Source organism: Scytonema sp. HK-05 (assembly GCF_963872035.1).
Taxonomy (GTDB): Bacteria; Cyanobacteriota; Cyanobacteriia; order Cyanobacteriales; family Nostocaceae; genus Kalymmatonema.
The window spans coordinates 13891-37906 of the sequence record NZ_CAWMYC010000068.1 but is presented as its reverse complement, the minus strand read 5'-3'; the positions used below and the strand labels follow the sequence as shown (position 1 = coordinate 37906).

Annotated in this window: 23 protein-coding genes and 2 pseudogenes; 8 read left to right on the top strand and 17 right to left on the bottom strand. The window is 44.2% G+C overall.

Annotation, left to right across the window (positions count from 1 at the left end; all coding sequences use genetic code 11):
• Window positions 1-28: 28 nt before the first annotated feature.
• The 8 genes from AACT52_RS09845 to AACT52_RS09810 form a co-directional block, all read right to left on the bottom strand.
• Window positions 29-3163, bottom strand: a complete 3135-nt coding sequence (locus AACT52_RS09845; protein WP_073630485.1) for an ATP-binding protein — start codon at window positions 3161-3163, stop codon at window positions 29-31.
• 352 nt (window positions 3164-3515) lie between these two features.
• Window positions 3516-3647: a hypothetical protein gene (locus AACT52_RS09840; protein WP_272937089.1), complete on the bottom strand. Its 132-nt coding sequence runs from the start codon at window positions 3645-3647 to the stop codon at window positions 3516-3518.
• Between the two features lie 74 nt (window positions 3648-3721).
• Window positions 3722-3850 carry a hypothetical protein gene (locus AACT52_RS09835; protein ID WP_272937088.1) on the bottom strand — a complete coding sequence of 43 codons (129 nt, stop codon included), beginning with the start codon at window positions 3848-3850 and terminating at the stop codon, window positions 3722-3724.
• Window positions 3851-3852: 2 nt separating this feature from the next.
• Complete coding sequence (locus tag AACT52_RS09830; protein WP_073630484.1) at window positions 3853-4149, bottom strand: hypothetical protein; 297 nt, start codon at window positions 4147-4149, stop codon at window positions 3853-3855.
• 82 nt (window positions 4150-4231) lie between these two features.
• Entirely contained in the window at window positions 4232-4408 is a 177-nt protein-coding gene (locus AACT52_RS09825; RefSeq protein WP_198940892.1) for a hypothetical protein, read from the bottom strand.
• Between the two features lie 74 nt (window positions 4409-4482).
• A complete protein-coding gene (locus tag AACT52_RS09820; RefSeq protein ID WP_073630482.1) occupies window positions 4483-4716 on the bottom strand; it encodes a hypothetical protein in 234 nt (77 codons plus the stop codon).
• Between the two features lie 483 nt (window positions 4717-5199).
• A complete protein-coding gene (locus AACT52_RS09815) occupies window positions 5200-5448 on the bottom strand; it encodes a DUF7219 family protein (protein WP_073630480.1) in 249 nt (82 codons plus the stop codon).
• Between the two features lie 121 nt (window positions 5449-5569).
• Window positions 5570-9391: an NB-ARC domain-containing protein gene (locus AACT52_RS09810; RefSeq protein ID WP_073630478.1), complete on the bottom strand. Its 3822-nt coding sequence runs from the start codon at window positions 9389-9391 to the stop codon at window positions 5570-5572.
• Between the two features lie 189 nt (window positions 9392-9580).
• Here AACT52_RS09810 and AACT52_RS09805 point away from each other — a divergent pair, with 189 nt between their 5' ends.
• Entirely contained in the window at window positions 9581-10558 is a 978-nt protein-coding gene (locus tag AACT52_RS09805) for an RNA polymerase sigma factor, RpoD/SigA family (RefSeq protein ID WP_443216625.1), read from the top strand.
• Window positions 10559-10895: 337 nt separating this feature from the next.
• Window positions 10896-11396: a hypothetical protein gene (locus AACT52_RS09795; RefSeq protein WP_073630474.1), complete on the top strand. Its 501-nt coding sequence runs from the start codon at window positions 10896-10898 to the stop codon at window positions 11394-11396.
• A gap of 19 nt (window positions 11397-11415) precedes the next feature.
• Here AACT52_RS09795 and AACT52_RS09790 read toward each other — a convergent pair whose 3' ends face one another.
• Window positions 11416-11547, bottom strand: a complete 132-nt coding sequence (locus AACT52_RS09790; protein ID WP_272937087.1) for a hypothetical protein — start codon at window positions 11545-11547, stop codon at window positions 11416-11418.
• An 820-nt stretch (window positions 11548-12367) separates the two neighbouring features.
• Here AACT52_RS09790 and AACT52_RS09785 point away from each other — a divergent pair.
• Window positions 12368-12514, top strand: coding sequence for a hypothetical protein (locus AACT52_RS09785; RefSeq protein ID WP_158054596.1), 147 nt, complete (start codon window positions 12368-12370; stop codon window positions 12512-12514).
• Here AACT52_RS09785 and AACT52_RS09780 read toward each other — a convergent pair.
• Together AACT52_RS09780 and AACT52_RS41325 are read right to left on the bottom strand one after the other, a co-directional pair.
• On the bottom strand, window positions 12497-14461 hold the full coding sequence (locus tag AACT52_RS09780; RefSeq protein ID WP_233153897.1) for an amylosucrase: 1965 nt from the start codon (window positions 14459-14461) through the stop codon (window positions 12497-12499). The genes AACT52_RS09785 and AACT52_RS09780 overlap by 18 nt on opposite strands.
• A 108-nt stretch (window positions 14462-14569) precedes the next feature.
• A pseudogene (locus AACT52_RS41325) lies at window positions 14570-14773 on the bottom strand (acetolactate decarboxylase); the annotation flags it as partial.
• Between the two features lie 26 nt (window positions 14774-14799).
• Between AACT52_RS41325 and AACT52_RS41320 the strand changes: the two are divergent.
• The gene (locus AACT52_RS41320; protein WP_445263922.1) at window positions 14800-14940 is read left to right on the top strand and encodes a hypothetical protein; all 141 of its coding nucleotides are present in this window, start codon (window positions 14800-14802) and stop codon (window positions 14938-14940) included.
• 91 nt (window positions 14941-15031) lie between these two features.
• On the opposite strand, the gene AACT52_RS09775 is transcribed toward AACT52_RS41320, so the two are convergent.
• Window positions 15032-15550, bottom strand: a complete 519-nt coding sequence (locus AACT52_RS09775) for a DUF4232 domain-containing protein (protein ID WP_073630470.1) — start codon at window positions 15548-15550, stop codon at window positions 15032-15034.
• Between the two features lie 344 nt (window positions 15551-15894).
• On the opposite strand from AACT52_RS09775, the gene AACT52_RS09770 reads away from it, so the two are divergent.
• Window positions 15895-17154, top strand: a complete 1260-nt coding sequence (locus tag AACT52_RS09770) for an RNA-guided endonuclease InsQ/TnpB family protein (protein ID WP_073630469.1) — start codon at window positions 15895-15897, stop codon at window positions 17152-17154.
• 238 nt (window positions 17155-17392) lie between these two features.
• Here the strand turns inward: AACT52_RS09770 and AACT52_RS09765 are convergent, their stop codons facing one another.
• Window positions 17393-17548 carry a hypothetical protein gene (locus AACT52_RS09765; RefSeq protein WP_198940891.1) on the bottom strand — a complete coding sequence of 52 codons (156 nt, stop codon included), beginning with the start codon at window positions 17546-17548 and terminating at the stop codon, window positions 17393-17395.
• Window positions 17549-17880: 332 nt separating this feature from the next.
• On the opposite strand from AACT52_RS09765, the gene AACT52_RS09760 reads away from it, so the two are divergent.
• Window positions 17881-18525: a MarC family protein gene (locus AACT52_RS09760; protein WP_073630468.1), complete on the top strand. Its 645-nt coding sequence runs from the start codon at window positions 17881-17883 to the stop codon at window positions 18523-18525.
• A 113-nt stretch (window positions 18526-18638) separates the two neighbouring features.
• Here AACT52_RS09760 and AACT52_RS09755 read toward each other — a convergent pair whose 3' ends face one another.
• A complete protein-coding gene (locus AACT52_RS09755) occupies window positions 18639-19076 on the bottom strand; it encodes a peptidoglycan-binding domain-containing protein (protein WP_073630466.1) in 438 nt (145 codons plus the stop codon).
• A gap of 501 nt (window positions 19077-19577) precedes the next feature.
• Here AACT52_RS09755 and AACT52_RS09750 point away from each other — a divergent pair.
• Complete coding sequence (locus tag AACT52_RS09750; protein WP_073630465.1) at window positions 19578-19829, top strand: Mo-dependent nitrogenase C-terminal domain-containing protein; 252 nt, start codon at window positions 19578-19580, stop codon at window positions 19827-19829.
• Between the two features lie 669 nt (window positions 19830-20498).
• Entirely contained in the window at window positions 20499-21794 is a 1296-nt protein-coding gene (locus AACT52_RS09745) for an NB-ARC domain-containing protein (RefSeq protein WP_073630463.1), read from the top strand.
• Between the two features lie 13 nt (window positions 21795-21807).
• Here AACT52_RS09745 and AACT52_RS09740 read toward each other — a convergent pair whose 3' ends face one another.
• From AACT52_RS09740 to AACT52_RS09730, 3 genes and pseudogenes are all read right to left on the bottom strand, one after another.
• Entirely contained in the window at window positions 21808-22041 is a 234-nt protein-coding gene (locus tag AACT52_RS09740) for a hypothetical protein (protein ID WP_073630461.1), read from the bottom strand.
• Window positions 22041-22154 (bottom strand): annotated as a pseudogene (locus tag AACT52_RS09735) (IS607 family transposase); the annotation flags it as partial. The gene AACT52_RS09740 and the pseudogene AACT52_RS09735, both read right to left, overlap by 1 nt.
• Before the next feature lie 4 nt (window positions 22155-22158).
• Window positions 22159-22830, bottom strand: coding sequence for a response regulator transcription factor (locus tag AACT52_RS09730; protein WP_073630459.1), 672 nt, complete (start codon window positions 22828-22830; stop codon window positions 22159-22161).
• Between the last annotated feature and the right edge of the window lie 1186 nt (window positions 22831-24016).

Genomic DNA, 24016 nt, shown 5'->3' with positions numbered 1-24016 from the left:
TGCAATAATCCTTAAATGGTATTAATAATTAAGTTTCAAATTGTTTGTTGGAAAGATATTCGCCAATTTCCCCGACTAACTGCTTCAAGCTGACTGGCTTTGGTATGTAGCTATCTACACCAGATGCCATGACTTGTTCGCGATCCGTTACCATTGCAAATGAGGTTAAGGCAATGATAGGGATGTGAGCAATTTCTGCATCTGCCCGAATCTGGCGAGTTGCTTCTAATCCATCCATTTCTGGCATCTGCACATCCATCAAAATCAAGTCGGGACGCTGTGCCTTTGCTATCTCTACTGCCTCTTTTCCATTATTCGCCAGTATAATTCTATAACCGTACGCTTCTAGGTATTGGGTGATGGTAAAGATATTTGCCTCATGATCTTCTGCCAAAAGAATGAGGGGAGGATGGGCGGATGAGAAAGATGAGGGAGATGAGGGGGATGAGGGAGATAAGGGGGATGAGGAAGATGTTGCTGTGTTATCTGCCTTTGTCCCCTTGTCCTGAACCTGCTGCCAAGGGAGTGTGATTATGAACCGACTGCCTGTGCCAACTTCGCTTTCGACACCTACGCTACCGCCGTGTAGTTCCACAATTCGCCGAACCAGCGACAATCCTAGCCCTGTCCCAGCATAACGGCGGGTGTAGGAGGTTTCCACTTGAACAAAAGGTTGAAATAAGTTGGGTATACTTTCTGGAGCAATGCCAATACCAGTATCTACTACACTAAAGTGAATGAGTTCGTTGGTTGGATCTGTGTGAACTTCAATCCAGACTTCGCCACGCTCTGGCGTAAACTTCACAGCATTACTTAATAGGTTGATCAGCGCTTGTCGAATGCGGCGCTCATCAATTTCAATTTGTCCGAGTCCATCTGGTACTCGCGCACTGAGGTGGATATTTTTGCTGAATGCTTGCTGTCTGACGAAACTGAGGCTGGAGTCACATAATCCCCGGATAGACGTAGGAGCAGTTTGCAGTTCCATCTTGCCAGATTCAATTTTGGCAAGATCGAGGATATCATTAATCAGTTCCAGCAGGTGCTTACCGCTTTTATCTAAGGTAGATAGGGATTTGCGCTGTTCTTCGGTTAGAGGTCCGCAGACTTCATCCTGAAGTGCTTCTGTAATCCCTAAAATGGCGTTGAGTGGAGTCCGCAGTTCATGGCTCATGTTGGCAAGGAAGCTACTTTTGGCGCGGTTGGCAACTTCAGCAGCTTCTTTTGCCTCGCGTAGATCCGCTTCGGCAAGTTTCCGCTCGTACACCTCCAAAGTCAACGCTACAAAGTCAGCGATCGACCCAACGAAGTTTTGCTCAGACAGTTCCCACTCGCGCGGGGTTTCAATTTGTTCATGAAACACCATTCCGACTACTTCACCGCCAACCCAAATGGGGGCATCAATCAGGGAGACTATGTTCTCTGGTTCTAACAGTTCATCCCACAATTCCTGTACCCGTGGGTCGGTGCGAGTGTCAGTGACATTAATAGTACGGGCACTTGCCAGCGCCTTAAAGTATACAGGATAATTTGAGCGATCGCGTTCCATCCCTGCTGAATGTCTCTGTTTGCTGCGTTCGTAGAGGTTTACACATTTTAGTTTGGTGCGCTCATCGTTATGCAGCCACACGCTCACTCGCTCTACTTCTAAGGCATTCGCTGCTTTCTCGGTAATGACTTTGAATGCTGTTTCCAAATCTCCGTCTGCGATCGCCCTATGATTTGCGAGTTCTGCGAGTGCTTGACTATGCTGGCGCAGTCGCTGCTCGCTTTCCATGCGCTCTTGAATTTCTTGCTGTAACTCTTGAGTTCGCTGTTCTACTCGCAGTTCTAAGTCTTCATTGGCTGTTGCTAGTGCGGCAAAGGATGTGTGTAACTGCTGCGCCATTTGGTTGAACGACTCAGTCAGCATTTCCAATTCATCGATGCCTTGCACTATCACTACTGTTTCTGGTTCCCCATTGGCAAAATCTGCGTTTGTTGCTTTTTGTGCTAATTCTTTGGTAGCTCTGCTTAAACGGTGAATTGGTTGAGCTATCCAACGAGAGGTGAGAATCCCTAGCACTGTAGCTAGTCCAAAGGCTCCGATACAAAGTAGGATTGTTATTTGAGTATTGCGAGTAATCTGCCCCATGAAGTCTGCTTCTGGGACAACCACCACAATCAGCCAGTTCACATTCCGGGAACCCTGCAACGGTCTGACTTCTAAAAACTGCCGTTTGCCCTCAAACTGAAATTCTAGTTGCTGTAAACCTTTTATCCGGTTAAGGTCACTATATTTGGCTACTAAGTATTGACTAGTTGCCCGAGTTAGGGCATCCTGACTTTGGGACGCTACTATCCGAGCTATTTTACCATCTTTGACCTGGAATGAGTTTTCGGGTGTAGAGGATGCTACCAAAAGTCCTGAGCGTTCTAGGAGCAAGACTTGCCCCGACTTACCCACGCGAACCGAATCCAAGTATTTATCAAATTGGGATATGGGTATAAAGGTGCTGGTGACTCCCAGCAATTTGCCTTGCGAATCATAGACTGGCTCAGCCGCAGCAATGTTGAAAACTGGTTGGGCGATGCTGGGAAAAATCGGACTAAAGCTGAATTTTTTGTTTTTTACAGCAGTTTGATAGAAAGGGCGCGATCGCACATCGAAGTTTTTGATCACTTTAAGCAGCTTGCTGCGTTTTCCGTTGTCATAATCGACTTCGTATTGTAAGTTGTCCCCATTCGATTTTCTAGCTCTTCTGAGCACAAATTTGGTATCACTCACCCTTTCCATCGATAGATATTCACCCTGTTCATTACCAACAGCAACGCCTATAGTCGATGGCTCAAAGATTTCTAACTGCTGCACCATGTATGGCTCCCAAGCTTCCAGATTCTGCATATTTAGCAGCCCAAAATCAATTGCTTTCTGGTTGCTGCGAAGCACCTGACTCGATATTGACAGATAATTCTGTAGTTTCTCCTCGACTCGATGAGCAACTTCACGACGCAATTCACCAGCTACATCATTGACTGCCTTCTGCCCGTTGCGAATTGATAACCATGCAGTCAATCCTACAGCTAGCGAAATTTGCAGCAGAAATGGCACCACTAGGATGCGACTTAGCGGTACGCCTTTCATTAAGGGTGAAAGCCAACGTTGCCAAGGATTTTGGATCATCTGCCTATTTCACTCTCCTTTTTTCTAGAAGTGAGAGCGGCTTATTTATTGCAATGTTTATCTTAATCTCATTGCATCTTAACCCAATATTGCCTCAGCATATGAATGACATTATTTTGCAGGTTCTAAGCTGTAACGCACCATTTCCCAGTAAAGTGCTTAATGAGTGTCGTGAACACATCCTATAAATTTAAGGTTTTTTTTATAAACAGCCTTTAAGGATTTGTAATGCAATAACCGCGCAAGGAAATTGCGCGGCAATGCATCTTTTTTCCCGAAAGCCATATCTGAAGATAGCATTTATAGTTCTACAACATCGCCTTTTATAGAGGCTTGTGCTAACTTTTTTCCTTCAGTCGGTAGCTTCTGTTGTTTCAATCACTGCTAAACAAACTCCAGAAGCTAAGAGTACGAACATCATTGAGGCTACATAAACCATGACTAGGAACTGAAGTGCTGTTTCAAAGGGGATGTAGGGGTTCATGAGATGGTCTCCTTGTATAGTTGTGAGAGGGTCTATAGGTTTTAATGGTGGTGATTTAAATCAGTTATCAGTTATCAGTTATCAGTCCTGAGTCCTGACGGCGTATGGTGGGGGATGCGCTCACCGCCACCAACGCGTTCCACGCTCTTGGTGTGGTGTTTCCCCCAAGGATTTAACTGATAACTGCGGCTGGTACTGTTCACTGTTAATGCGACTGCCTTACTTGAAATCGCCAGTTTACTGCTCTGGCTTGACCATAGTGACGTAGAGGTAATAATTCACTCTTCGGAGTTAAATCGTAGTTTTTGCCAGGAACACGAAATCGCCAATTGATGGCACGAGGTTGACGGTATGGGCGTTCAGGGGCAAGAGTGCACTCAAAAATGTTAGCGCGATATATGAGTTTGATTTGCTTTGGTTCGCCTGCTGTAACAGTTTCTGCTAAATCGTTGTTATCAGTAATTTTGAGAGAATTGGCACCTATTTTTGCGATATTTAGCATTTTCTCTGCTCCTAAGTTTCAAGTAAATATGTGAAGTTTCCGTTCGAGCAACTTTTTTAGAAGTTGATGCCCTTTTGAGAAGCTAATCTTGTGTCACCCATCGCGCCACTAAGCGCTCACGCTCTCCATCAAATTCTTTCACCCAAATCATTGAAAGTTTAGGTTGAGCCTTTCTGCTATTCTGAGTTAAAGTTTTTTCTGACAATAAATTTGGCTGGGCTGGAGTGAAAAAGAGAGTTTCAGTGTTTGAGATTTTCATAAATAACTCCTTTTAGTTTCGTTATTAAGATAAGTGTTTATACGCGGGATTATCCAAAACCATTTTTTATCTGACTACATCCACCAATAAGGACGATTTATTCTTTTTCTTGGGATTTGTTGTGATTGAATATCGTCGCATTCCGTCAGAATATTTGTCTTGTTTAAAACATTGGGCAAGTACAAATCAAAACTAGGTTTCTCATCCTTTTTAAGGAAATGCTTGGTAGATAAAATTTCAGGGATTTTAGTTATTGTTAATTCATTAATCATTAGTTTTATAGCAGGAAGTTTGTATTTAAATAACATTGTTCCTCTCCTTATTCTTTATAGGGGTCAGTGAAATAAACTTATGCACTTATTCAACAGGACATAAGTGAATGCCACGCTTGTTAAGCCTCACTTCATTCGTTCTAATTTCAGTTTCTGCCATTAACTGTTTATGGTCGCTCCAGTTAAAGTCTGGCAAAGTTCAGGTATTCAGCTTAGGTGTTGCTAAGCTGTCGTGCATTTAATTTGCACAATTTGGGCGGGCTTTCCAGCCCACAAGACTTTCATTAAAAGAAGATGTGCAAATTGTAGGATTTTCCGCTTAATGATCCTTGCTCTCGTCCCTGAGTCCAAAAGGACACGCGCAGCGTGTTGGCTGCGCCTGCGCTTTGCACTTACGCTCAAATTCCCTCATTCAGAATTCAAAAAAAAGGATCTAAGCCGCCCAACTTCGGCGGATCTTGTTGGGGTACTTCACAGAGATTAAAGGCGGAAGCCCAGGGTTTCCAGCCGTGGGTGAGCTTACTCTGCTTCCTCTATGCCAATGCCCAGTGCCCAATAGCTGCGTTTCAACTGTTCCGAAAGCGCATTAATTTGCTGGTAAGCCTTTTCGGGAGAAAGCTTTCCATTGGTCTGTAAATTGGAGATGTAGCTGACTCGTGTTGCAAATTCTTGTAGGTTGGCATTGAATACTACAGCCTCTGGTGTGAATTTACCATGATAGCGACGTACAGTGTAAAGAAAGTTATCTGCGTCTGACTGTTGTTTCATAACTTACCCCCAATGCTTTGTGGTTGTTGTCTTGTGTATCGTTATCTTTAAGTTTCGGTTTTAGAAAGCGGTTATGGGGTGAAGATTGATAAGTTATCGAAACAGTTAGCGGAAACTTAAGCTAATCCCTGTTTTCAACTGCTCCCAATGCTTTGAGCGTTGCTCGTTGAGCTTGTGTTAAGCCAGTCACACCTGTAATATTCATCCCTTCGTAGGGTCTATCTGCTCTCAATGTTTTTAAACACTCACCAGTGTTGATATCCCACAGCTTAATTGTCTCATCCGCGCTGCTGCTAGCCAGGAGATGACCTTGCGGGCTAAAACTTACGGATAAAACCTGGCTGGTATGTCCGTGCAAAGTTTTAAGGCATTGCCCAGTACCCACTGCCCAAAGTTTTATGGTTTCATCTGCACTCCCACTGGCGAGAGTTTGTCCATCTGGACTGAAATTCACAGACAAAACATGATTGGTGTGTCCTTGTAGAACTTTGAGACATTGTCCTGTCTCAACATCCCACAGTCTCACGGTTTGATCTGCACTACCACTAGCGAAAATTCCCCCAACCCCTCTGACTAAAGGAGGTTCAGGAGGTAGTGGACTGAATGCCACAGACATCACCCAGTAGGTATGTCCTTGCAAAGTTTGGAAGCACTCCCCAGTATTGACGGAACAGAGTTTTATGGTTTGGTCTGCACTTCCACTGGCAAAAAATTGACTATCTGGGGAGAAGCACACTGAAAAGACGCGTGAAGCGTTTGCGAAGCATGGTGAGCGAAGCGAGGCATAGCTATCGGGCAGGGAATCGCCATGTTCTTGTAGAATTCTTAGACATTGTCCTGTCTGTACATCCCACAGTCTTACAGTGCAATCAATACTACCACTGGCAAGAAATCGTCCATTTGGGCTAAAAGCGACAGACGAAACTTTTGCCGTATGTTCTTGCAAGGTTCTCAGGTGTTGTCCTGTTTCCACATCCCAAAGATTGATACTTTGGTCAGCACTTCCACTGGCAAGGATTCCTCCGACTTCCCGCACTTTAGAGACCAAGCCAAAGGCAACTGCTGAAACTTGATTTGTATGTCCGCTTAAGGTTTTGACACACCGTCCTGTTGCAATATCCCATAACCTCACCAAGTGGTCATGACTTCCAGATGCAAGAACCCCCTCTTCTTGCCCTGAGTTAACAACGGGGGGAAGGGGGGGTATGCAAAAACAAACAGAAGACACCGGATTGGTATATCCTTGCAATGTTCTCAAGCACTGTCCAGTTTCGACATCCCATAGTCTAACTGTTTGGTCATCTCCTGCACTGGCAAGTACTGCACCATCTGGACTGAACTGGAGCGATCGCACATCATTTGTGTGTCCCTGTAAAACTCGGATACACTGTTGAGTGTTCACATCCCACAGGCTGATCATCTGGTCTGCACTTGCGCTGGCAAGAACTAATCCATCTGGGCTAAAGGTGATGGATAAAACTTGACCAGTATGTCCTTCTAACGTTGCCAGACACTGCCCTGTTTCGATATTCCACAATTTCACAGTTTGATCTGCGCTACCAGTGGCTATGATTTCCCTTGCTTCCCCTGCTTTAGCGATGGGGGCGATTTCAATACACTGCACTTGCTCCGTATGTCCGTACAAGGTGAGAAGAGTTTCACCTGTTGTTGCATCCCATAGCGTGACAGTTTCTTCCCCGCTTGCTGTTGCTAAGATATGACCTTGCGAACTGAAAGCGACACACTGTACCTGATCGTGTTCATCCTGTAATGTTATTAAACATTCTCCCGTTTCGATATCCCAAAGGCTCACCGTATTATCTCTGGCTTGACTGATAAGTATTAAACCATTGGGAGCCCAACAGATAGACAGGGCTTGACTGGTATACCGTTGCAATGTTCGCAAAACTTGCCCGGTGTTCACATCCCAAAACTTTACCGTTTGGTCTTCGCTTCTAGTGACCAGAGTTTGATTGTGGGGATGGAAAATGACAGACTTGACCTGATTCGTGTGTCCTTTAAGAGTCATCAACAGCTGACCATCTCGCGCTTGCCAAAGATAAACGTCACCGTTGTCATCGCCAGTTGCTAAGATTTCTCCATCTAGGCTAAAGGCAATTGCTGACACGCTACCAAAGATTTGTGTGAAAACAGACTTGGCTAAATCAGCATTGGCAAAATTGACTTTATGCAGAATCACTCCTTGGAGGTCAGCCTGCCAAATCGACAGATGCGAAAAATCATAACCACTCAAGTCACTTCCAAGATGAGAAAGTAAGTTGAGAATATTCCCAGCGAAATAGCCGGACTCATGAGAAGCTTGCTCATGCTGCAACGAAAGAATTTCCAGCAATCGCTGTTCAATCGCTTTTTTGGTTCCCAGTTGACGTAACAATTCAGCAAGCACGGACTTGACAATTACTCTTGATTGTGCATATCGAATGTAATTTTTGGCAGTTGCTTTGAGAAGAGCGTGAGTTGTGAGTGAATTTTCAGGGTATAGGGTAGAAGAGGGTTCCTGTTCCCTTTTCTCTGTTATTTGTGCACAAACTTGTTCAATAAGTTGCTCGGTGACATACTCCATAATCACGGGTTGCTGAGTAAACCCAGCAAAGCTTTGCTCAATCAGAGAGCGTCGTAGTAAGGATTCTACGGTTTCCAAGAGCTGATGCTTGAGTAACTTGGGGTAAATGTCATCTTCGAGTTCAACAAATGAAACTCCCTCGCGATTGATTGCTAACCAGTACATCACGCCTTTTTCTGTATCACTCAGGCGTTCAAACTGTCGGTTGAGTACTGCACGGATGCTATTGAAGCTAGAAATCCCTGCTTGTAGAAAAGCCGTAGTGTCACCAGCAAACAATTCCTGAATAGTTGTGGCAACAATTTTGAGTATCAAGGGATTTCCACTATACCGCGAAATCAACTGCTGACTTTCTTGTTCTGAACAAGCAAGTCCCTTGCTTGTCAATAATTCCTGAGCTTCTGACTTGAGTCCTGCCAATTGTAGCACTCGCACAGGGAGGGATTCTCCGGCTAAAGGAGCAATCACATCGGGATTTTCTCGGCTAGTCAGCAGTAGACAACTTTGATGTGCAATTTCTCCCACGCGCCGGAAAAATCCATTGTAACCATTGTACTGTGTCTGCAAGTTTCCCGCGTACGTACCACTTTGCATCAATGTTTCTAGATTGTCCAACACAATCAAGCAACGATGCTGTCTCAGATGCTCCATGAGTTTGGAGAGTTTGCCAGCTTCTGTTTCGGGTAATTGAGTCGTCTGTTGAGGAAACAGAAACTTGAGCAAATCGTCCAAGAGTTCGGTTAAGGGGGGCGCATTACGGAGACTTCGCCACACGACAAATTCAAATTGGTCTTGGATCTGTTGTGCCAATTTAGTAGCCAACGTGGTCTTACCAATTCCACCACTCCCTCGCAGTGCTACCAACCGACAGCGTTCATTATCAATCCATTGCTGTAATGTGGCAAGTTCTTCTGTTCGACCACAAAAGAAAGAGACATCAACTGCTTCACCCCAGTCAGTCAGAGGATGTGGGGAATGTGGGGAAGAGGATGGAGTTTCTAGAACTTTCTGGTTATTTGTTTGTCCCCCTATCTCCGTGTCCCCTTGTCCCAAGACCTCCTGACTCCTGACCCCCATATCCGAATTTCGCCTTGCGCCTGTGAAATCTCCAGGTTCCAGTTGCAAGTCCACAGCTTTAAACACCAAGGCCATTGAATCCTTATCAACTCCCTGACCCCGGAGAATTTTCCGAATTGTTGCTGGGTGCAGTCCTTGACCTTCAACAAGTTGAGACCGTCGAACCAGCTCTTGAACAGGATAGCGTTCTATTTCTAGCTGACGCATCCGGTTCTCTAGCTTCGCCTGTCCTGTATTGCTAAGTACAACACCTCGACTTCGTTGTCCTGCGGGCAAATCCATCATTTTGACTCGGTCGCAAGTGTCAACAATATATCATTTTGACACAAAGATAAAAACACTTCGTTAACTTGTCTCTAACTTATTCTTCTTAACCCACAAAAGCAGGGTGTGCGATGGAAACTAATAACAAAAGAAATGAATGCAATACATTTTTGTTCTGTTTAAATTTATTACCCATAGGTTAGTACAATGATGAAAACTTCTAAAGACTCTGTAACTACATATCTGCAAGAAATTGGTCGAATTCCATTGCTGACTCATAAGCAGGAAATTTTCTACAGTAGACAGGTGCAACGGTTGCAAGCGTTGTATGAAGTCAGAACAGCTTTGGCTAGTCAATTGGATCATTCACCTACCTTGGAAGAGTGGGTCAAGCAAGTCAAAATTTCTCTTGGTGGTGACTATGCGCTCAATGTTACAGAATTACAAGAGGCGATCGCACTCGGTGAAACTGCCAAACGCAAAATGATGAAAGCAAATCTACGGTTAGTGGTTGCGGTTGCCAAGAAGTATACCAAGCGTAATATAGAACTGTTAGATCTCGTCCAAGAAGGAACGATCGGCTTGCAACGAGCTGTTGAAAAGTTTGACCCGAAGTTGGGCTATCGGTTCTCGACCTATGCTTATTGGTGGATTCGTCAAGCAATCACCCGCGCTATTACAGAACAGAGTTGCAGCATCCGCTTACCAAGTAACATTAGCGAGAAGCTCCACAAACTTAAAACTCTTCAATATCAGTTATCTCAAAAGTTAGGACGATCTGCCACTGCAAAAGAACTGGCTCAAGCCTTGAAGATAACACCTCAACAGTTGAGAGACTACCTCAGTTGGGAACGCCAGATGACCTCTTTAGACCAGCAAATAGGAGATGACCAAAACACGGAACTAGGAGACTTAATAGAAGACCCGAGTCATTCACCAGAACAACAAGTCATGCAATCTTCTTTGCGAGATACTGTAAACCACTTGATTGCAGAGTTAACTCAAGAGCAGCAGATGGTTCTGACTTTACGTTATGGATTGGCAGACGGACAATCGCTGAGTCTCAAAGCAATTGGCGATCGCCTCCACATCAGTCGTGAACGCGTGTGGCGACTAGAGGAAACTGCTCTGAGAAATCTCCGTAAACATAAGGCAGATATCGAAGGTTATTTAGCAGCAAGTTGAGTAGCACAAATTTTCCGATACCGATTCTCACGGTTGCTGCGCTCATCAGTTATCTTTTGATGTTTCAATTCTTCAATAGAGCGCAGCACGTACTTATCAGAAAACAAGAGCATTTTCAAGGGCTACCTTCAAATCTTTCCAATTTCTTGACATTGACTATCTACATTTAAATTAACATATGAGATTCAAAGAGTTGAATTTATCAGGCTCAAGAAGACTTCAAATGATTATCAACTCCTGAAATCAATGGCAAATTTTTGGGCAGTTTCTTGAGTACTCATTCTCCTCACACTCAATGATGCCAACAAGACAAAAAATATTTTTTTGGAGGACTGAAATGAAAACTTTTTCGTTGAAACCGATGATTCTAAAAATGACAAAACTTAGTTTAGCTGTTTTAGCTACAACCTCTTTGTCAGTTATAACGACTGCTTGGAACAAACCTGCTGTTGCTGCCGAACAACCCAGAATTTTTAGTGTAGCTCCTGGAGTCGCCAATAATGCTCTTAACGGGAATTGGAGGTTATCTTGGCGCTACGATGGAATACCTCATAACGCTTGGCTCCACATGGATGGCAACTACGGCAATATGACAGTTAATGCTATCCTTCCCAATGGAAGACGAATTGTTGCTCAAGAAACTATGAGGCTTATACCAGATGGTAATGGCTTTATATTGTCTGGCACTAACCCTGTTTACCCAGGAAGTTGGAGACGAGACTATGATTATAACCCCGATTCTTTTCGGATTTGGGAAAACAATAATGGTTCGTTAATTGTTAGTGATTGTAGCAGTGGTGCTTGTGTTCCAGTAAGTATAGTACATCAATTGTACTAGTACTTGGCTTTAACAGTTATCAGTTATCAGTTTCATCGCTTCCTGGGAGAAACACCACACTAAGAGCACCGTTCGTCAAGAGACGTGCCGTAGGCATAGGCGTTGGTGTCAGTACAACCACACCATACGCACTGCGGCTGGTACTGTTCACTGTTTTAACTAATTCGGCGTAAGTCCCCCACTATAACGGTACTCCGTGAGCGTGGCCGGTCTTGCGCCGGACAGTGACGAAAACATCCCCGACTGACAATAACCACAGGTTATTTAAGAAGTGGGGTGGTTGAGAAATTGTCAATCTCTGTGGTCGGTAGTCGGTCAATATAGTCTTCAATAATTTGAGTAATCGTCTTTTCCTTATTTGCGGCATACATCCGTATTTTATTCAATCTACGCTCGCTAATCCTAATATGTAATCCTTTAGCTTTCATGATAAATATGTCTACACAAAATCTAAACATATGCTATCATAGTCTTATCAGCGCTCCCACTGACCAGAAAGAAAAAGGTACAAGCCCCTAAATTTATTTATGGAAAAAGAAAAAACGTATTTCATCGAGTAGGCGCAAGAAATACGGCGTCCGCTGACTCAAGCCCCTAAATTTATTTATGGGGTTCTTACTTTTGACTTTTGAATGCGTGACTTTTGACTTCCCCGTTCGCGGAGCGTGTCCGTAAGGACTCAGGGGCTGACCACTCGACACAAACGAACTTGCTTGCAAGGTGTACAGTGCGAACGCGAGTGCGTGCCCGAACGCGAGTGCGTGTCCGAAGGACATAGGGCATACGTTGGGAACGGTACAGAACCATGACAATTGGTAGGGCGTTGCACTGAGAAAGATTGCATCAATGCATGAAACCATCAGTGCGTAAAACCAATATGTAGGGTTGTACAGAACTTCGGTTCCTTGTACAAAGACTCCGTGGGGCCTGACTGAGTCTCGCTCACTGCCTGTGGAGGTATCGGAACGTGGATGTTGCTGTATGACTTGTTCTTGGGGCATCGCGGTGTACAGACCAATGAAGCAGGAAATTTCTATGAGGCGACTTGTAGAAGCCTCCACCATAACGGTACACCGGAAAGGTGGTGGGAGAACGTCACGCTATTTATCGCCGGCTAGCCACATACTTTCATAAGGTGCAAGATGGATGCGTCCATCGGCTAGTGTGAGGAGACTTCCTTCAGCGAGCAGGTTGCGTACATTTCCACCTAAATCGCTATACTGTAGCAAATCGGCTGTTACCGACTGCTCGCTTTCATGGAAGTTTGCCAATAGCAGCAGTCGCCCTTTTGGATTCCGACGCAACAGCGCAAAGACATGGTCGTTATCAGTCCACATCGGCTGAATCAGCCCCAAATAGTGTAAAGCAGGTTCATATTTGCGGGCTGCAAGCAAATTTAGCAGTCCCTTGTAGATCCGTCCCACAATGTTTGTTGAGTCGTGGCGGCTCTTCGCTTTTGTCCAGTCCATCGGCGGTCGATGCATCCAACGGTTATCTTCAGCGTTAGTAGAATCGCTCAGGTAGGAGCGATCGTTGAACAGCCCAAGTTCATCACCCATGTAGATAAGCGGAATACCACCGTAAACCATAATTATGCTATGTAACAGTAGGATGCGGCGCACCGCTAGGTCGATTTCATAGTCATCCTGCTTAGCTACTGCTGCTTCCAAACCCGCTAGCGATGCAGTGGTCCCACTAATACGGGCATCGCGGGTGACCGGATTGTACTGGAAGAGAGCACCTTTGGCAAACGATCCGGGGAATGTATTGTTGTAGAAATCGATGAGAAACTGACGGTGGAGGAACCCATTTTCACCAACGGCTGCTGCATCTTCATCGGTTATCGCCCAACCGATATCGTCGTGGTTGCGGATGTAGGTGATCCAAGTGCTGCCCAACAGAACACGCGGCATATCATGGAGCACATGGGTCATGAGTGTTACCTTGCGGGTGGCAAGAGTACTCCAGAGTAGCACCATTAGCTGATTGTTGTATGCTAGCTCACACTCTTTCCCGACGGTATTTTTAACCCCTAAATACGGGAGCAAGTATTTGGGCGGCGTGATTGCTTCAGCCTTAAAGATAACTGCAGGTGCGACGACTCGCATGAGACCACGAAACGCCTGGATCAGCAGATAGACCTCGGGTTCGTTCTGACAGTTGGTGCCCATTCGTTTCCAAATAAACGGCACAGCGTCAAGCCGCAGTATATCTACGCCTTGATTTGCTAGGAAGAACATGATGTCTAGCATCTCTCGAAATACAGTAGGATTTGTATAGTTGAGATCCCACTGAAACTCATTGAATGTTGTCCAAACCCAGCGTCCAGACTCAGCGATTGCGGGATACCAGCTGAAGTTGCCAGGGGCAAAGTCAGGGAAGACTTCTGGGAGCGTGTGCTCGTAGGCGTCGGGAAGGGTACGATCTGGGAAGGTATAGTAATAATTCAGGTACTTCTCCTCTCCAGCGATCGCCCCTTGCGCCCACTCGTGTTCTTTTGCAGTATGGTTGATTACCAAGTCTATACATAGGCTAATGCCACTCTTATGCAACTCGCTTGCCAGCGCTTGCAAGTCTGCCATGTTACCCAGTGCAGGGTTAACAGCGCGGTAATCCATCACAGCGTAGCCACCGTCGCTAGCACCAGGACGCGCCTTGAGCACTGGCATGAGGTGTAGATACGTGACTCCAAGTTCTTGCAGATAGCTCACCCGCTCGCGCACTCCAGTAAGTGTACCTGCGAAAAGGTCGCTGTAGCATACGTAACCTACCATGTTCGGTTGCCCAAACCAGTCTGGTGTGCATTGTCGTTCGAGATCGAGTAACCGCAGGGGTTCAGGTCGTGCGGCGTAGGCATCGACCATTTGAGCAAACAAAGCCTCAAACTGGTGGTGCCAATCAGCAGCCTCACCATAAAGTTGCACTAATGGTAAGTACAAATCCTCGAAGTAGCGCTCTAAACGGATCAAAAACAGGTCAACATCCCTTGGTGCACAGCGTGCTGCCAGTGCAGGTGCGAGACGCTGTGTCAATGCCTCAAAAACGGAGCGCGATGCGCTAGACATTTGTAGCAAATTATGCATGGGTAATGAAGCAAAGTATACACTATAGAGGATGGAGTATTTAAACAGCGATTGCAAGGAAACGCATCACAGCCCGAGCAGAGGGAGTTTTCAGCAGTGACCAAGTTTTATCACAAAGATGCTACCCAGTAAAAAAGCTGAGTTTTCCGGCAAAGACAAACGAAAATCTGCTTCGTGCTGAATCTGCACTGTGAGCCTCTGAGCCGAACAGTCTAGTAGATCCCCGCCTCCTTGGCGATCGCTGCTAAGAAAATGCAAGTGGTATCCTGGTATACTGACTGACTTGACATACTCTGGTGTCCAAAAGCGCTACAACGCGGGTGGCTACAACCGAGGTTAAGAGCGCAGGCACTGAACATAGAATGCAGGTTCGACCTTCAGGGGTAGAAGGTACGGTTAAGCCTCCGGGGATTGGAAGACCTCAAGAACCATTGGTCGTCAACGCTCTAACTAAGCAGTAACCAAAACGGAGAGAAACCAGCAATAATCGACAATCCGAAGAGTCTGCATAGATTTAAGTAGGATTAGTTTACCCCAACCAGAGTTCCATACTCAATAGCCTTGAATCATTCCCCGTTGAACTGGTGTGAGATTGATCCGACCTCCACAAACTGTGAGCTGATCGTTGAGAGTCAACGAGCGGTAAGCATTAGGAGGTGTAATTTTGAGTTTAGATGAAGTTGTGCAGGATTGTCCTGCAGGGATACGATTGAAGGCTGCTTGGAAATAGGCTTGAGCACCAGGAGCTAGGGTGACAAGCTGTGGCTTTGCACTATAGAAATAAGTACTCTGTGTCCAGTTAATCTGTATTCCTTTGATTGGCTGATTTTTGGCGTTTAGTAACTCAAGCCCCGGATACCCTTTGAGAGCACAGGTTGAGGATGAGGTGTTAGTAAAAGCGTAGTTCACTGCTCTATTGCCAGCTCCTGCACTAGAGGACACAGGACGTACCGATAACTGATTACTGTGGCAACGTTGAGGAACTTCGGCTTTAGCAGGGTGAATTGCAACGGTAATAAAAGGTAAAGTCAAGAAGGAAAAACTTGCAAAAAATAAAATTGTACGATTCATTTGATTTTTGACTTCTATTAATGAGAATTGATACTAATTACTACAAAATTTTCGGTTTTACTGTCTCTTCTTTGAGATGTTTCAAATTCAATATGTAGAATATGTCTCGTGCCTTCATCAGAACCTCCGCCAAAGGCTTTTTCCCCTGATGAAAATTTTTGTGGTGTTTCTGGTACTCACTTTTATCTTTCGTGGGGGTTTGGGGGAGCTATAAGACCCACGCCATAATTTTTAATTTGGCGTGGGATACATGGACTCCCCCAGGTTAATTTAAGGGGTTCGATGCCCCTTAAATTAACAGTTAATAGTTGATTTGTGGTCAGTAAAGTCAGTATAATACTGGAATGCTGACACTTACCCACCGTTACCGAATCTATCCTAGTGCAGTTCAAGAACACCAGTTCATTGAGTGGATGGAAATCTGTCGAGGAGCGTATAACTATGCACTTCGGGAGATAAAAGATTGGTGCCTTGGTCGCAAGTGCTTGGTAGATAGATGCTCTTTGGAAAAAGAGTATATCCTTCCTGCTGACTTGAAGTTTCCTGGTGAAGTCTATCAGCTTAACAACTTGCCAGAGGCTAAAAAGAGTTTCCCAAAACTTGGTGAAGTTCCTTCTCAAGTTCTCCAACAAGCCATTAAGCAGTTGCACGTTGGCTGGAAATACTTCCAACGCATAGGATTTGGCTTCCCCAGATTCAAGAAGTTTGGACAGTTTAAATCGTTGCTGTTTCCTCAATTCAAGAAGAATCCAGTAACGAACTTGCATCTGAATCTTCCTAAGATTGGAGCAATTCCCATCAACCTGCATCGACCTATTCCCATTGGGTTTGCGGTCAAGCAGGTACGAATCTTGAGGAAAGCAGATAGATGGTATGCCTCTATCTCCTTGCAATGTGATGTTAGCATTCCTGATCCAACTCCTCACGGACATCCCATTGGAGTGGATGTGGGGCTGGAAAAGTTCTTGGTAACCAGTGATGGTGTTCAAAGTAAACCGCCCAAGTTTTTTAAATCTCTGCAAAGTGAGCTGAAATTGCTGCAACGCAGACTGGCGAGATTACAACGGAGGTCGAAAAACTACGAGAAACAACGTCTTAAAGTAGCCAGACTTCACCACAAAATCGACAACACGAGAAAAGATTTCCACTTTAAGCAAGCCCATGCCCTTTGCGATGGTGGCGACATGGTCTTCATGGAAGACTTGGATTACCGAACCAGCGCTAAAGGAATGTTTGGGAAGCATATGCTCGATGCTTCTTTTGGTCAATTTAGAACCATCGTCAAGTACGTGTGCTGGAAGAGAGGGAAGTTTTTTAGTGAAGTTGACGCGAGGGGGACTTCTCAGTTGTGTCCTGAATGTGGTGGTGAAGTCAAAAAAGACCTGAGTGTGAGAGTTCATGATTGCCCTCATTGTGGATATAAAACTGACCGAGATATAGCAGCAGGTCAAAATATCAGAAACAGAGGAATCGAACTAATTAGTACGCTGGGACACAGCGGAACGCAAACAGCCTGCGCAGACGATCTACCGGGGACTGGTAAAAATCAGTCTAGGCAAGTGTCGAAACCCCGTAAGGGAGTAACCAGGAAATCCAAAATGTGAGTTTTGGAAGCCCACACTATACCGCTTGCGGTTAGTGTGGGAGGATGTCACTAGAATTTACAGTTGGCTAGTATGTCTTACAGTTTGTCCTGCTGCCAATGGTTGCACCAGTCAAGATTAGCCAGTTAAGCTCTAATTTAAGTCAATTAAAGAGGTCATAGTGAACTACCTACACGCTCCCTGAGTACAGGTACAGTGTAGGCTTCTGACTTCATTATGCGTTGTCTAACGATATTGCTCAAGCAGCTTTTTTTGGTATGTTCCCGTCAAAAGATTCTCCTTCAAAAGGCTGAGTCCCTACTTCTGGATAATTATCATCATTCGGGCTGAAAATTGTGATGGCAGCTTCCGAAATATATTCAACCATTTGTCCTAGTTTATGCAATAAAAACATGATTCTTTCTCCTAAATTGTTGTTGAAAAGGGATTCAGTAAAAATTCACAAGGGGAGTTGGCTCCTGAATCAACCTGTGTTTTGATTAAGCACTCAAACCCAATGAATTCAGCAACACAAGTAATTTTTGTTACTTTCAAAGAACACAGTTAATTTCAGTGTAGAAAGCTGATGTCAAGAACTTGGAAAGGTTTCCAGATCACTTTTAAGAGAACTGGAGAGAGCGTAATTGAGCTCACTTTGGATATAACCCGGACAAAGAAGCGTTTTGTACTCACCGCGTTGTAAGATGAATTCCGAGTTTTGCGATTAGGTATACCGTTATTCATAATATGTGGCAAAATCTTATCTCTTACACACTTGGAACGCTTGCTGCCTTGTTTCCAATTGCCAATCCTATAGGTGCAGTGCCAATTTTTTATAGCTTGACAGCAACCAATACTCCACGTTACCGCCTTCAACAGGCGCAAAAAACAACATTGAATGTTGTTGGTGTACTGTTTACTTTTTTGTTAGTCGGTAAACTTATACTCAGTTTCTTTGGGATATCACTAGGAGTCCTGAGAATTGCAGGTGGTTTAATCGTTGCTCATACTGCTTGGGAAATGGTAACAGTTCGACAACGATTGACGACTCAAGAACACGCAGAAGCAGCGGACAAAGAAGATATATCTTTTACTCCTATGGCTGTGCCAATGATCAGTGGTCCTGGAGCAATTGGAGTGGTGATCGGACTTTCAACCAAAGTTCATCAGTGGATTGATTACCTGGGCTGTGTGATTGGTATTGCTTTGTTAGGAATCTTGATCTACGTATTTCTTGTTCTTGGAGAACGATTGATTGAAAAACTGGGGCAAACTGGCATAGGAGCGCTTAATCGGATACTAGGGTTTTTAATTCTGGCAATAGCTGTGCAACTTATAACCGAGGGTATTCTAGAAATCCTCAAGACATCTGCACCCAGTTTGCTAAGTTAAGGAATTCAGTTTGCTACATTAAGCAATTTGTTGTTAGTACTGCGATATCCTTCTAGTACATCGGAAATTGCTTTCATAGTTTCTTCTCCTTTTTAAAAAACCTCATAATATGCTTAAATAACTGCGGTATTTGTGGAAGTGGCTTGTGCGTTATCCTGTAGTGTTTCAAAAAGTTCTTCACGAAGTGCAAAACTGGCAAGACCATCGATTGTAATGATGTACCTTCTCTGAAACTGTTGAACTGCATTGATCGTCTTGCGTCCGTAAAATGGTTGGTCTAGAGAAATGTTTGTTCCCATGATCCAGTTCAATTCTTCATGGAGAACGTTCATCTCTTCCTGCATTTTTGCCATTGTCTGTTGACCGACAACACCATCTACCGTGAGGTCGTAATCCACTTGAAATTTCATAATTGCCTTTCGTGTCGGCTCATCGGTCAAGTCCGACTCATCCTGAGAGATGGGAAAGTCAAGGTCATTACTGTTGAGATGGCTTCTGTAACCTAAGCCATTCAGAATGCTGCGGATCTCGGAATTTTTATAGTTAGTCATGGTTTAAAAATCTCACATCGTGGACTTGATAATTTGAGTTTCTCGCTTGTTAAGGTATTTGTGGGTGAAGATGGATAACTTAAGGTCAAAGATAAGGAAAAACATCGCTCCACATGGGGTTGAGGGAATAGAATTTACTTACACCGCTACATCCATACCCCAAGTCTTTAAGTTTTCTCTAACTTCATCACTAACTTAACGTTGTTCACCCATACAGCTTTTTCTAGAGTGCAAATTGGAATCAATGATGCACATCGGCAAGGTGCAATCTTTCCAACTTGTACTCATGGAGTCAAATGATGATTTCTTTATCTCTTCAAAAGTCTGAACCTAAGACCAGTTCTTTGAATGTTGTTTGTACGCGCTCTAAAAAACAGAAACTAGTTGGTAGCTGGCAAATTGTAGACGGTAACTTGGTTTGCCAGTGGAATATCTGCTATTGACCTGTTTAAGATTTAGCGAGCAAATAGCACAAAGTTGAAACTAAAAAGGAAATTCACCATGATCACGCATCAATTAGACTTACTACAACCAATACGGCAAAACCTTGACGCTATTGAAATCAATAATCTTAGATTGGCGCAGTTTTTGTGCAGATTTATCCCAGATTCCTGTCCGTTTGAACGCAACATCAAACTATTCGGTAACTTGATTGTCCACATTCCACCCTTATGCAAGCTTAATCCTCTGTACGAGCAATTGATTGGCTTGCGTTTTCGTGCTTTGTGTTATCTTGCCGAACACTCATCTTAGATGTTTTTTATATGAATGAGTTTTAGGAGTTAATTAACCATGACCGACGATTGCCCTGCTCCCGCACTGCTTTCCCTTGCAATCACGCTCTAAGGTACGGCATTCACGCATTCAAAGTATGCCCTGAGTCCAAAAGGACACGCTGCTTTGTAAGTCCTTACGGACATATAGCCCAATTGGCAGACCAAACCCTGCAAATGAGATTAACGTTCACTCATGGAGAAACCCAAACTTGGCAATTGGGTAAAGGGACGGTGCAAGCGCTCAAGGAGTTGGTAGCAGTTAGTTGACACTCCCACACCTAGAAGGTGTGGGATTCTTGAAGACTAAGCCAAGTCTCCAATATCCCATAAGCTCAATTGAGTTGGCGGGTTCCCAGGCACACCGCGTTTGCCATTACTGGCACGGTGTAGGTTTTTACCCAACCTCCCACGCCTAAAGGACGTATGTGGGTTCTTGGATCACCCACATACTCGTGGGCTTCCGCCTTTAATTGCTGTGACTGTGCAATCTAAAATTACCTTAACTTCACTCCTAAGTTATCCATCTTCACCCACAAAGACTTTATATACAGGGAATATTGCAATTAAGAACATAGCTTAAAGAACCACACTTGTTCTACAGCTTGGTAATCCTTCGCCTGTTGAAAATTATCTTGGTAGGTCGTTTATGTCGTATTCAAAATCAGTCCGCAAGCGTGGCGTTATCCTTTCTGCTACAGGTTGGGACAAATTTCAGACCTGTAAACGCGAGTGCGAGTTTCGGGAGAATAACGCTAATCGCTACACTTATGAAGAACTTAGCGATCGCACTGGTCTATCATTACATACCATTTCTCGCGTGATCGGGCGCACTGAAGCAGTGGATAAGCTTTCTCTAGAATACTGCTTCCGAGCTTTTGGATTAGAGTTGGACAAAGCTGACTATACTCGACCAAGCGAAGTTAAGGCCGTTGATTGGGGCGAGGCAATGGATATCTCTGCGTTCGTGGGTCGCTCAGAAGAACTTATGCAATTGCATCAGTGGGTACTGATAGAACAGTGTCGCTTGGTAGCTGTGCTGGGAATGGGCGGAATTGGCAAAACGGCGTTTGCCCTTAAGTTCGCCAAACAGGCGCAGCATAAGTACGATTATGTCAAATGGCTTTCACTCTCCCAAGCTCCATCTTTTGACACCTTGGTGGCTGAACTAGTATCGTTTCTTTCAAATCAGCAAGAGAGTACAGCCGATATGGGACGACTGATGCATTATTTGCGTACCTCTCGTTGTTTGATCGTGTTTGACAATCTAGAAACAGTTTTGGAAGCTGGTCATCCAGGGGTTTATCGTCCGGGTTATGAGAGATATGGTGAGTTACTCCGGGTAGTGGGAGAAACTAGCCATCAAAGTTGTCTGATTTTGACCAGTCGAGAAAAGCCAGCCGAGATTGCTGCTATTGAAGGGGATCTCTTCACAGTGCGTTCCCTAAAGTTGAGTGGTTCTAAAGAAGCTGCTTTAACACTCATGCGAGCAAAAGGACTCGTGGGAACTGAGGCGCAACAGCAACAACTGTGTGAGTACTACGGTTATAACCCTCAAGCAATGAAGATTGTCGCCACTTCAATTCACGATCTGTTTGACGGCGACATTGCAGAATTCCTCAACCAAAATACCATAGTTTTTAATGGGATTCGTCGCCTACTCAAGCAGCAGTTCCATCGCCTCTCTAAGTTGGAACAAAGCATCATGTACTGGCTTGCCCGTAATCAGGAATGGACAACGATTGCACAGTTACGCTCACAAATTGTGCCTACAGTCTCCGCAGCCGATCTCTTGGAAGGGTTAGAGGGGTTGAATTGGCGATCGCTGATTGAGAAACAGTCTAGGTGCTACACCTTACAGCCCATGTGGATGGAATACGTGAGCGAGCAACTAACCCAGCACATGGATACTAATTTGACCTCTTCTTGGGCTAAAGCCGCGTAATCATTCAACGTACTTATACCATTAGTACTTGCTGACTTACCTTCGCTGGTAGTGCTTTGTATGCCTCATGAGATTGCATGAGACGAGCACACTTGTTATATCCTAAATATCCCCAGCCCCAAATCCAGTGAGTACGGATTAGATAATTGGCAGCGTTGTAAAGATTTTTTGAGGCAAAACATAAGGCATCTATTTCCTTCAAAAATCTATGCCCTGACTTGATTATATGCTTTTCAACTAACTGCATTACTCATCTGCCTGAGCTTGAAGTTCTGCAATTAGCTTCTCTGTTTTGCGCTTGGCACGACGCAGACCATACAGACGTGCACAAAAGCTGGTGATCATTGCTGCCAAATCTTGCCTTTCAACTATTACCCAAACGATAGCCAATTCCATATACTGTTTCAATCAAGTTTTGTGAACCTGCTGCTTTTAACTTCTTCCGCAAATTGGTTATATGAGTTTTGACTGTTTCTTTCCCAGCTAATTTGTCATAATTCCACAATTTGTCTATAAGTGATGAGCGAGTCAAAACCTGGTTTTGGTTTCTCAGAAAACATTCTAATAACATATATTCTTTAGGTGTTAATGATAACCGCTTGCCCCGATAAGTGACGTTGCAGCTACCTGGATCAAGTTGTAAATCACCATGAACTAATATTGATGGACGAGTTTCTGGAGTTCTACGAGATAAAGCCCTAACTCGTGCTGCTAATTCTTCTAATTCAAAGGGTTTAACTAAATAATCATCAGCCCCCGCATCTAGTCCAACCACTTTATCTGCGGTTGTGCCTCGCGCCGATAGCATCAAAATGAGAGCGTTATATCTAGCAGTGCGTAAACGCTTACACAAGCTAATTCCATCTAATTGCGGTAGCATCATATCTAATAGAATTAGATCATATTGAGTAGATTGTGTATATTGCCAACCCTCAATTCCATCATGGGCTATATCTACAATGTAATGCTGATGTTTCAAATCTTCAGCTATGGGTTTAGCAATGCGCTGCTCGTCTTCCACTATCAAGATTCTCATATTGTTACCCAATTTGAATAACGATATTGCCAAGTCTGATCACTTATATGGGAGTTTGTGACAAAGCCCTTCGGGACGGGTGTAAGGAGTAAAAACTTTTTTTTACCGCACCCTACACTTTTTTCTGGTAAAACTGTATTGTTGCCGTTCCTCCACACTTGTCTTTGTTTATCTTCTACCCAATTTCCGGCTCATACCAGGCAAGATAGACCTTTTTGGCAGTAACTTAGAGAACGTTGTTGTCCGATCTGAAGGTTGAGAAAGAAAAATCTTTGCAAATTCTTGACATTTGCTGGCTACAGTTAAACCAACAAATTTGGATGGCGATGCGGGTATTTGACACCGCCTGGATTGGAAGATGGCATAGTGACAGACTCATCAGAACAATCAAACTCCGCACAAAAACAAAGTTCTGTCTGGTAACATCCTTCTAAAGGGTGAAACTTACTGCTCACGAATGGTAATTAAGTTAGTCGTTAACTAGTTAAACTTGCCTGGTCAGCCCCTTCGCTTAATTCACAAGGTACCTGATATCTTGCACCTCACCGTACAAACGCAGGCAACGTAAAAATATGCCTGAAAAAGCTACCTTATTTTGATTGGCTTTTATCGCAAAATCAAGGGTTTCGGTTTATTACTGAGTCATGAAGTTACATCAATTTTTATTGGTGTAAAATGTAAGGTACGGCATTCGCTCGTTCAGGCATTAAAGACCCCACACCCCCTAAGCCCTGAGTCCTTACGGACACGCTGCGCGTTCACGTAGTGTGCGCTTGCGCTTACGGGCACGCTGCGCGTTCGCGTAGCGTGCGCTTTGCGCTTACGGGAATTCAAAATTCACGCATTATCAATTCAAAATTAAGAAGTAATCCGGGTTAATTCTTTTTTGAATTTCCCTAGTTGAATTTTGAATTTGAGCGCAGCGAGTGGGGGCTTGAATAATGAAGCGAGTGAATTTTTCTACCGACCTTAATAAATTAAGGGGCTTGAAAGCCTTGAACAAGGTAAATTTCATTCCAAAATTCAAAGAATTTAAAATTTTTCTTTTTCATTATTTCTTAATGATTTTTGAATCAGTACCTTGTGAATTTTGAATTTGAGCGTGATTGCAAGGGAAAGCAGTGCCCCTTGGGCAATCGTGGGTCAAGTAAAAAATAAGACTTCTGTGACATCCTCTAAGGAAGGC

Excerpts from the sequence above, each read along its gene's own strand:
- AACT52_RS09845 (WP_073630485.1), bottom strand. The coding sequence starts at position 3,163 with ATGATCCAAAATCCTTGGCAACGTTGGCTTTCACCCTTAATGAAAGGC.
- AACT52_RS09745 (WP_073630463.1), top strand. The coding sequence starts at position 20,499 with ATGTCGTATTCAAAATCAGTCCGCAAGCGTGGCGTTATCCTTTCTGCT.
- AACT52_RS09775 (WP_073630470.1), bottom strand. The coding sequence starts at position 15,550 with ATGAATCGTACAATTTTATTTTTTGCAAGTTTTTCCTTCTTGACTTTA.
- AACT52_RS09760 (WP_073630468.1), top strand. The coding sequence starts at position 17,881 with ATGTGGCAAAATCTTATCTCTTACACACTTGGAACGCTTGCTGCCTTG.
- AACT52_RS09825 (WP_198940892.1), bottom strand. The coding sequence starts at position 4,408 with ATGAAAATCTCAAACACTGAAACTCTCTTTTTCACTCCAGCCCAGCCA.
- AACT52_RS09730 (WP_073630459.1), bottom strand. The coding sequence starts at position 22,830 with ATGAGAATCTTGATAGTGGAAGACGAGCAGCGCATTGCTAAACCCATA.
- AACT52_RS09810 (WP_073630478.1), bottom strand. The coding sequence starts at position 9,391 with ATGGATTTGCCCGCAGGACAACGAAGTCGAGGTGTTGTACTTAGCAAT.
- AACT52_RS09840 (WP_272937089.1), bottom strand. The coding sequence starts at position 3,647 with ATGAACCCCTACATCCCCTTTGAAACAGCACTTCAGTTCCTAGTCATG.
- AACT52_RS09830 (WP_073630484.1), bottom strand. The coding sequence starts at position 4,149 with ATGCTAAATATCGCAAAAATAGGTGCCAATTCTCTCAAAATTACTGAT.
- AACT52_RS09750 (WP_073630465.1), top strand. The coding sequence starts at position 19,578 with ATGATCACGCATCAATTAGACTTACTACAACCAATACGGCAAAACCTT.
- AACT52_RS09785 (WP_158054596.1), top strand. The coding sequence starts at position 12,368 with ATGTTGCTGTATGACTTGTTCTTGGGGCATCGCGGTGTACAGACCAAT.
- AACT52_RS09765 (WP_198940891.1), bottom strand. The coding sequence starts at position 17,548 with ATGTTTTTATTGCATAAACTAGGACAAATGGTTGAATATATTTCGGAA.
- AACT52_RS09805 (WP_443216625.1), top strand. The coding sequence starts at position 9,581 with ATGATGAAAACTTCTAAAGACTCTGTAACTACATATCTGCAAGAAATT.
- AACT52_RS09740 (WP_073630461.1), bottom strand. The coding sequence starts at position 22,041 with ATGCAGTTAGTTGAAAAGCATATAATCAAGTCAGGGCATAGATTTTTG.
- AACT52_RS09770 (WP_073630469.1), top strand. The coding sequence starts at position 15,895 with ATGCTGACACTTACCCACCGTTACCGAATCTATCCTAGTGCAGTTCAA.
- AACT52_RS09780 (WP_233153897.1), bottom strand. The coding sequence starts at position 14,461 with ATGTCTAGCGCATCGCGCTCCGTTTTTGAGGCATTGACACAGCGTCTC.
- AACT52_RS09795 (WP_073630474.1), top strand. The coding sequence starts at position 10,896 with ATGAAAACTTTTTCGTTGAAACCGATGATTCTAAAAATGACAAAACTT.
- AACT52_RS09815 (WP_073630480.1), bottom strand. The coding sequence starts at position 5,448 with ATGAAACAACAGTCAGACGCAGATAACTTTCTTTACACTGTACGTCGC.
- AACT52_RS09820 (WP_073630482.1), bottom strand. The coding sequence starts at position 4,716 with ATGTTATTTAAATACAAACTTCCTGCTATAAAACTAATGATTAATGAA.
- AACT52_RS09755 (WP_073630466.1), bottom strand. The coding sequence starts at position 19,076 with ATGACTAACTATAAAAATTCCGAGATCCGCAGCATTCTGAATGGCTTA.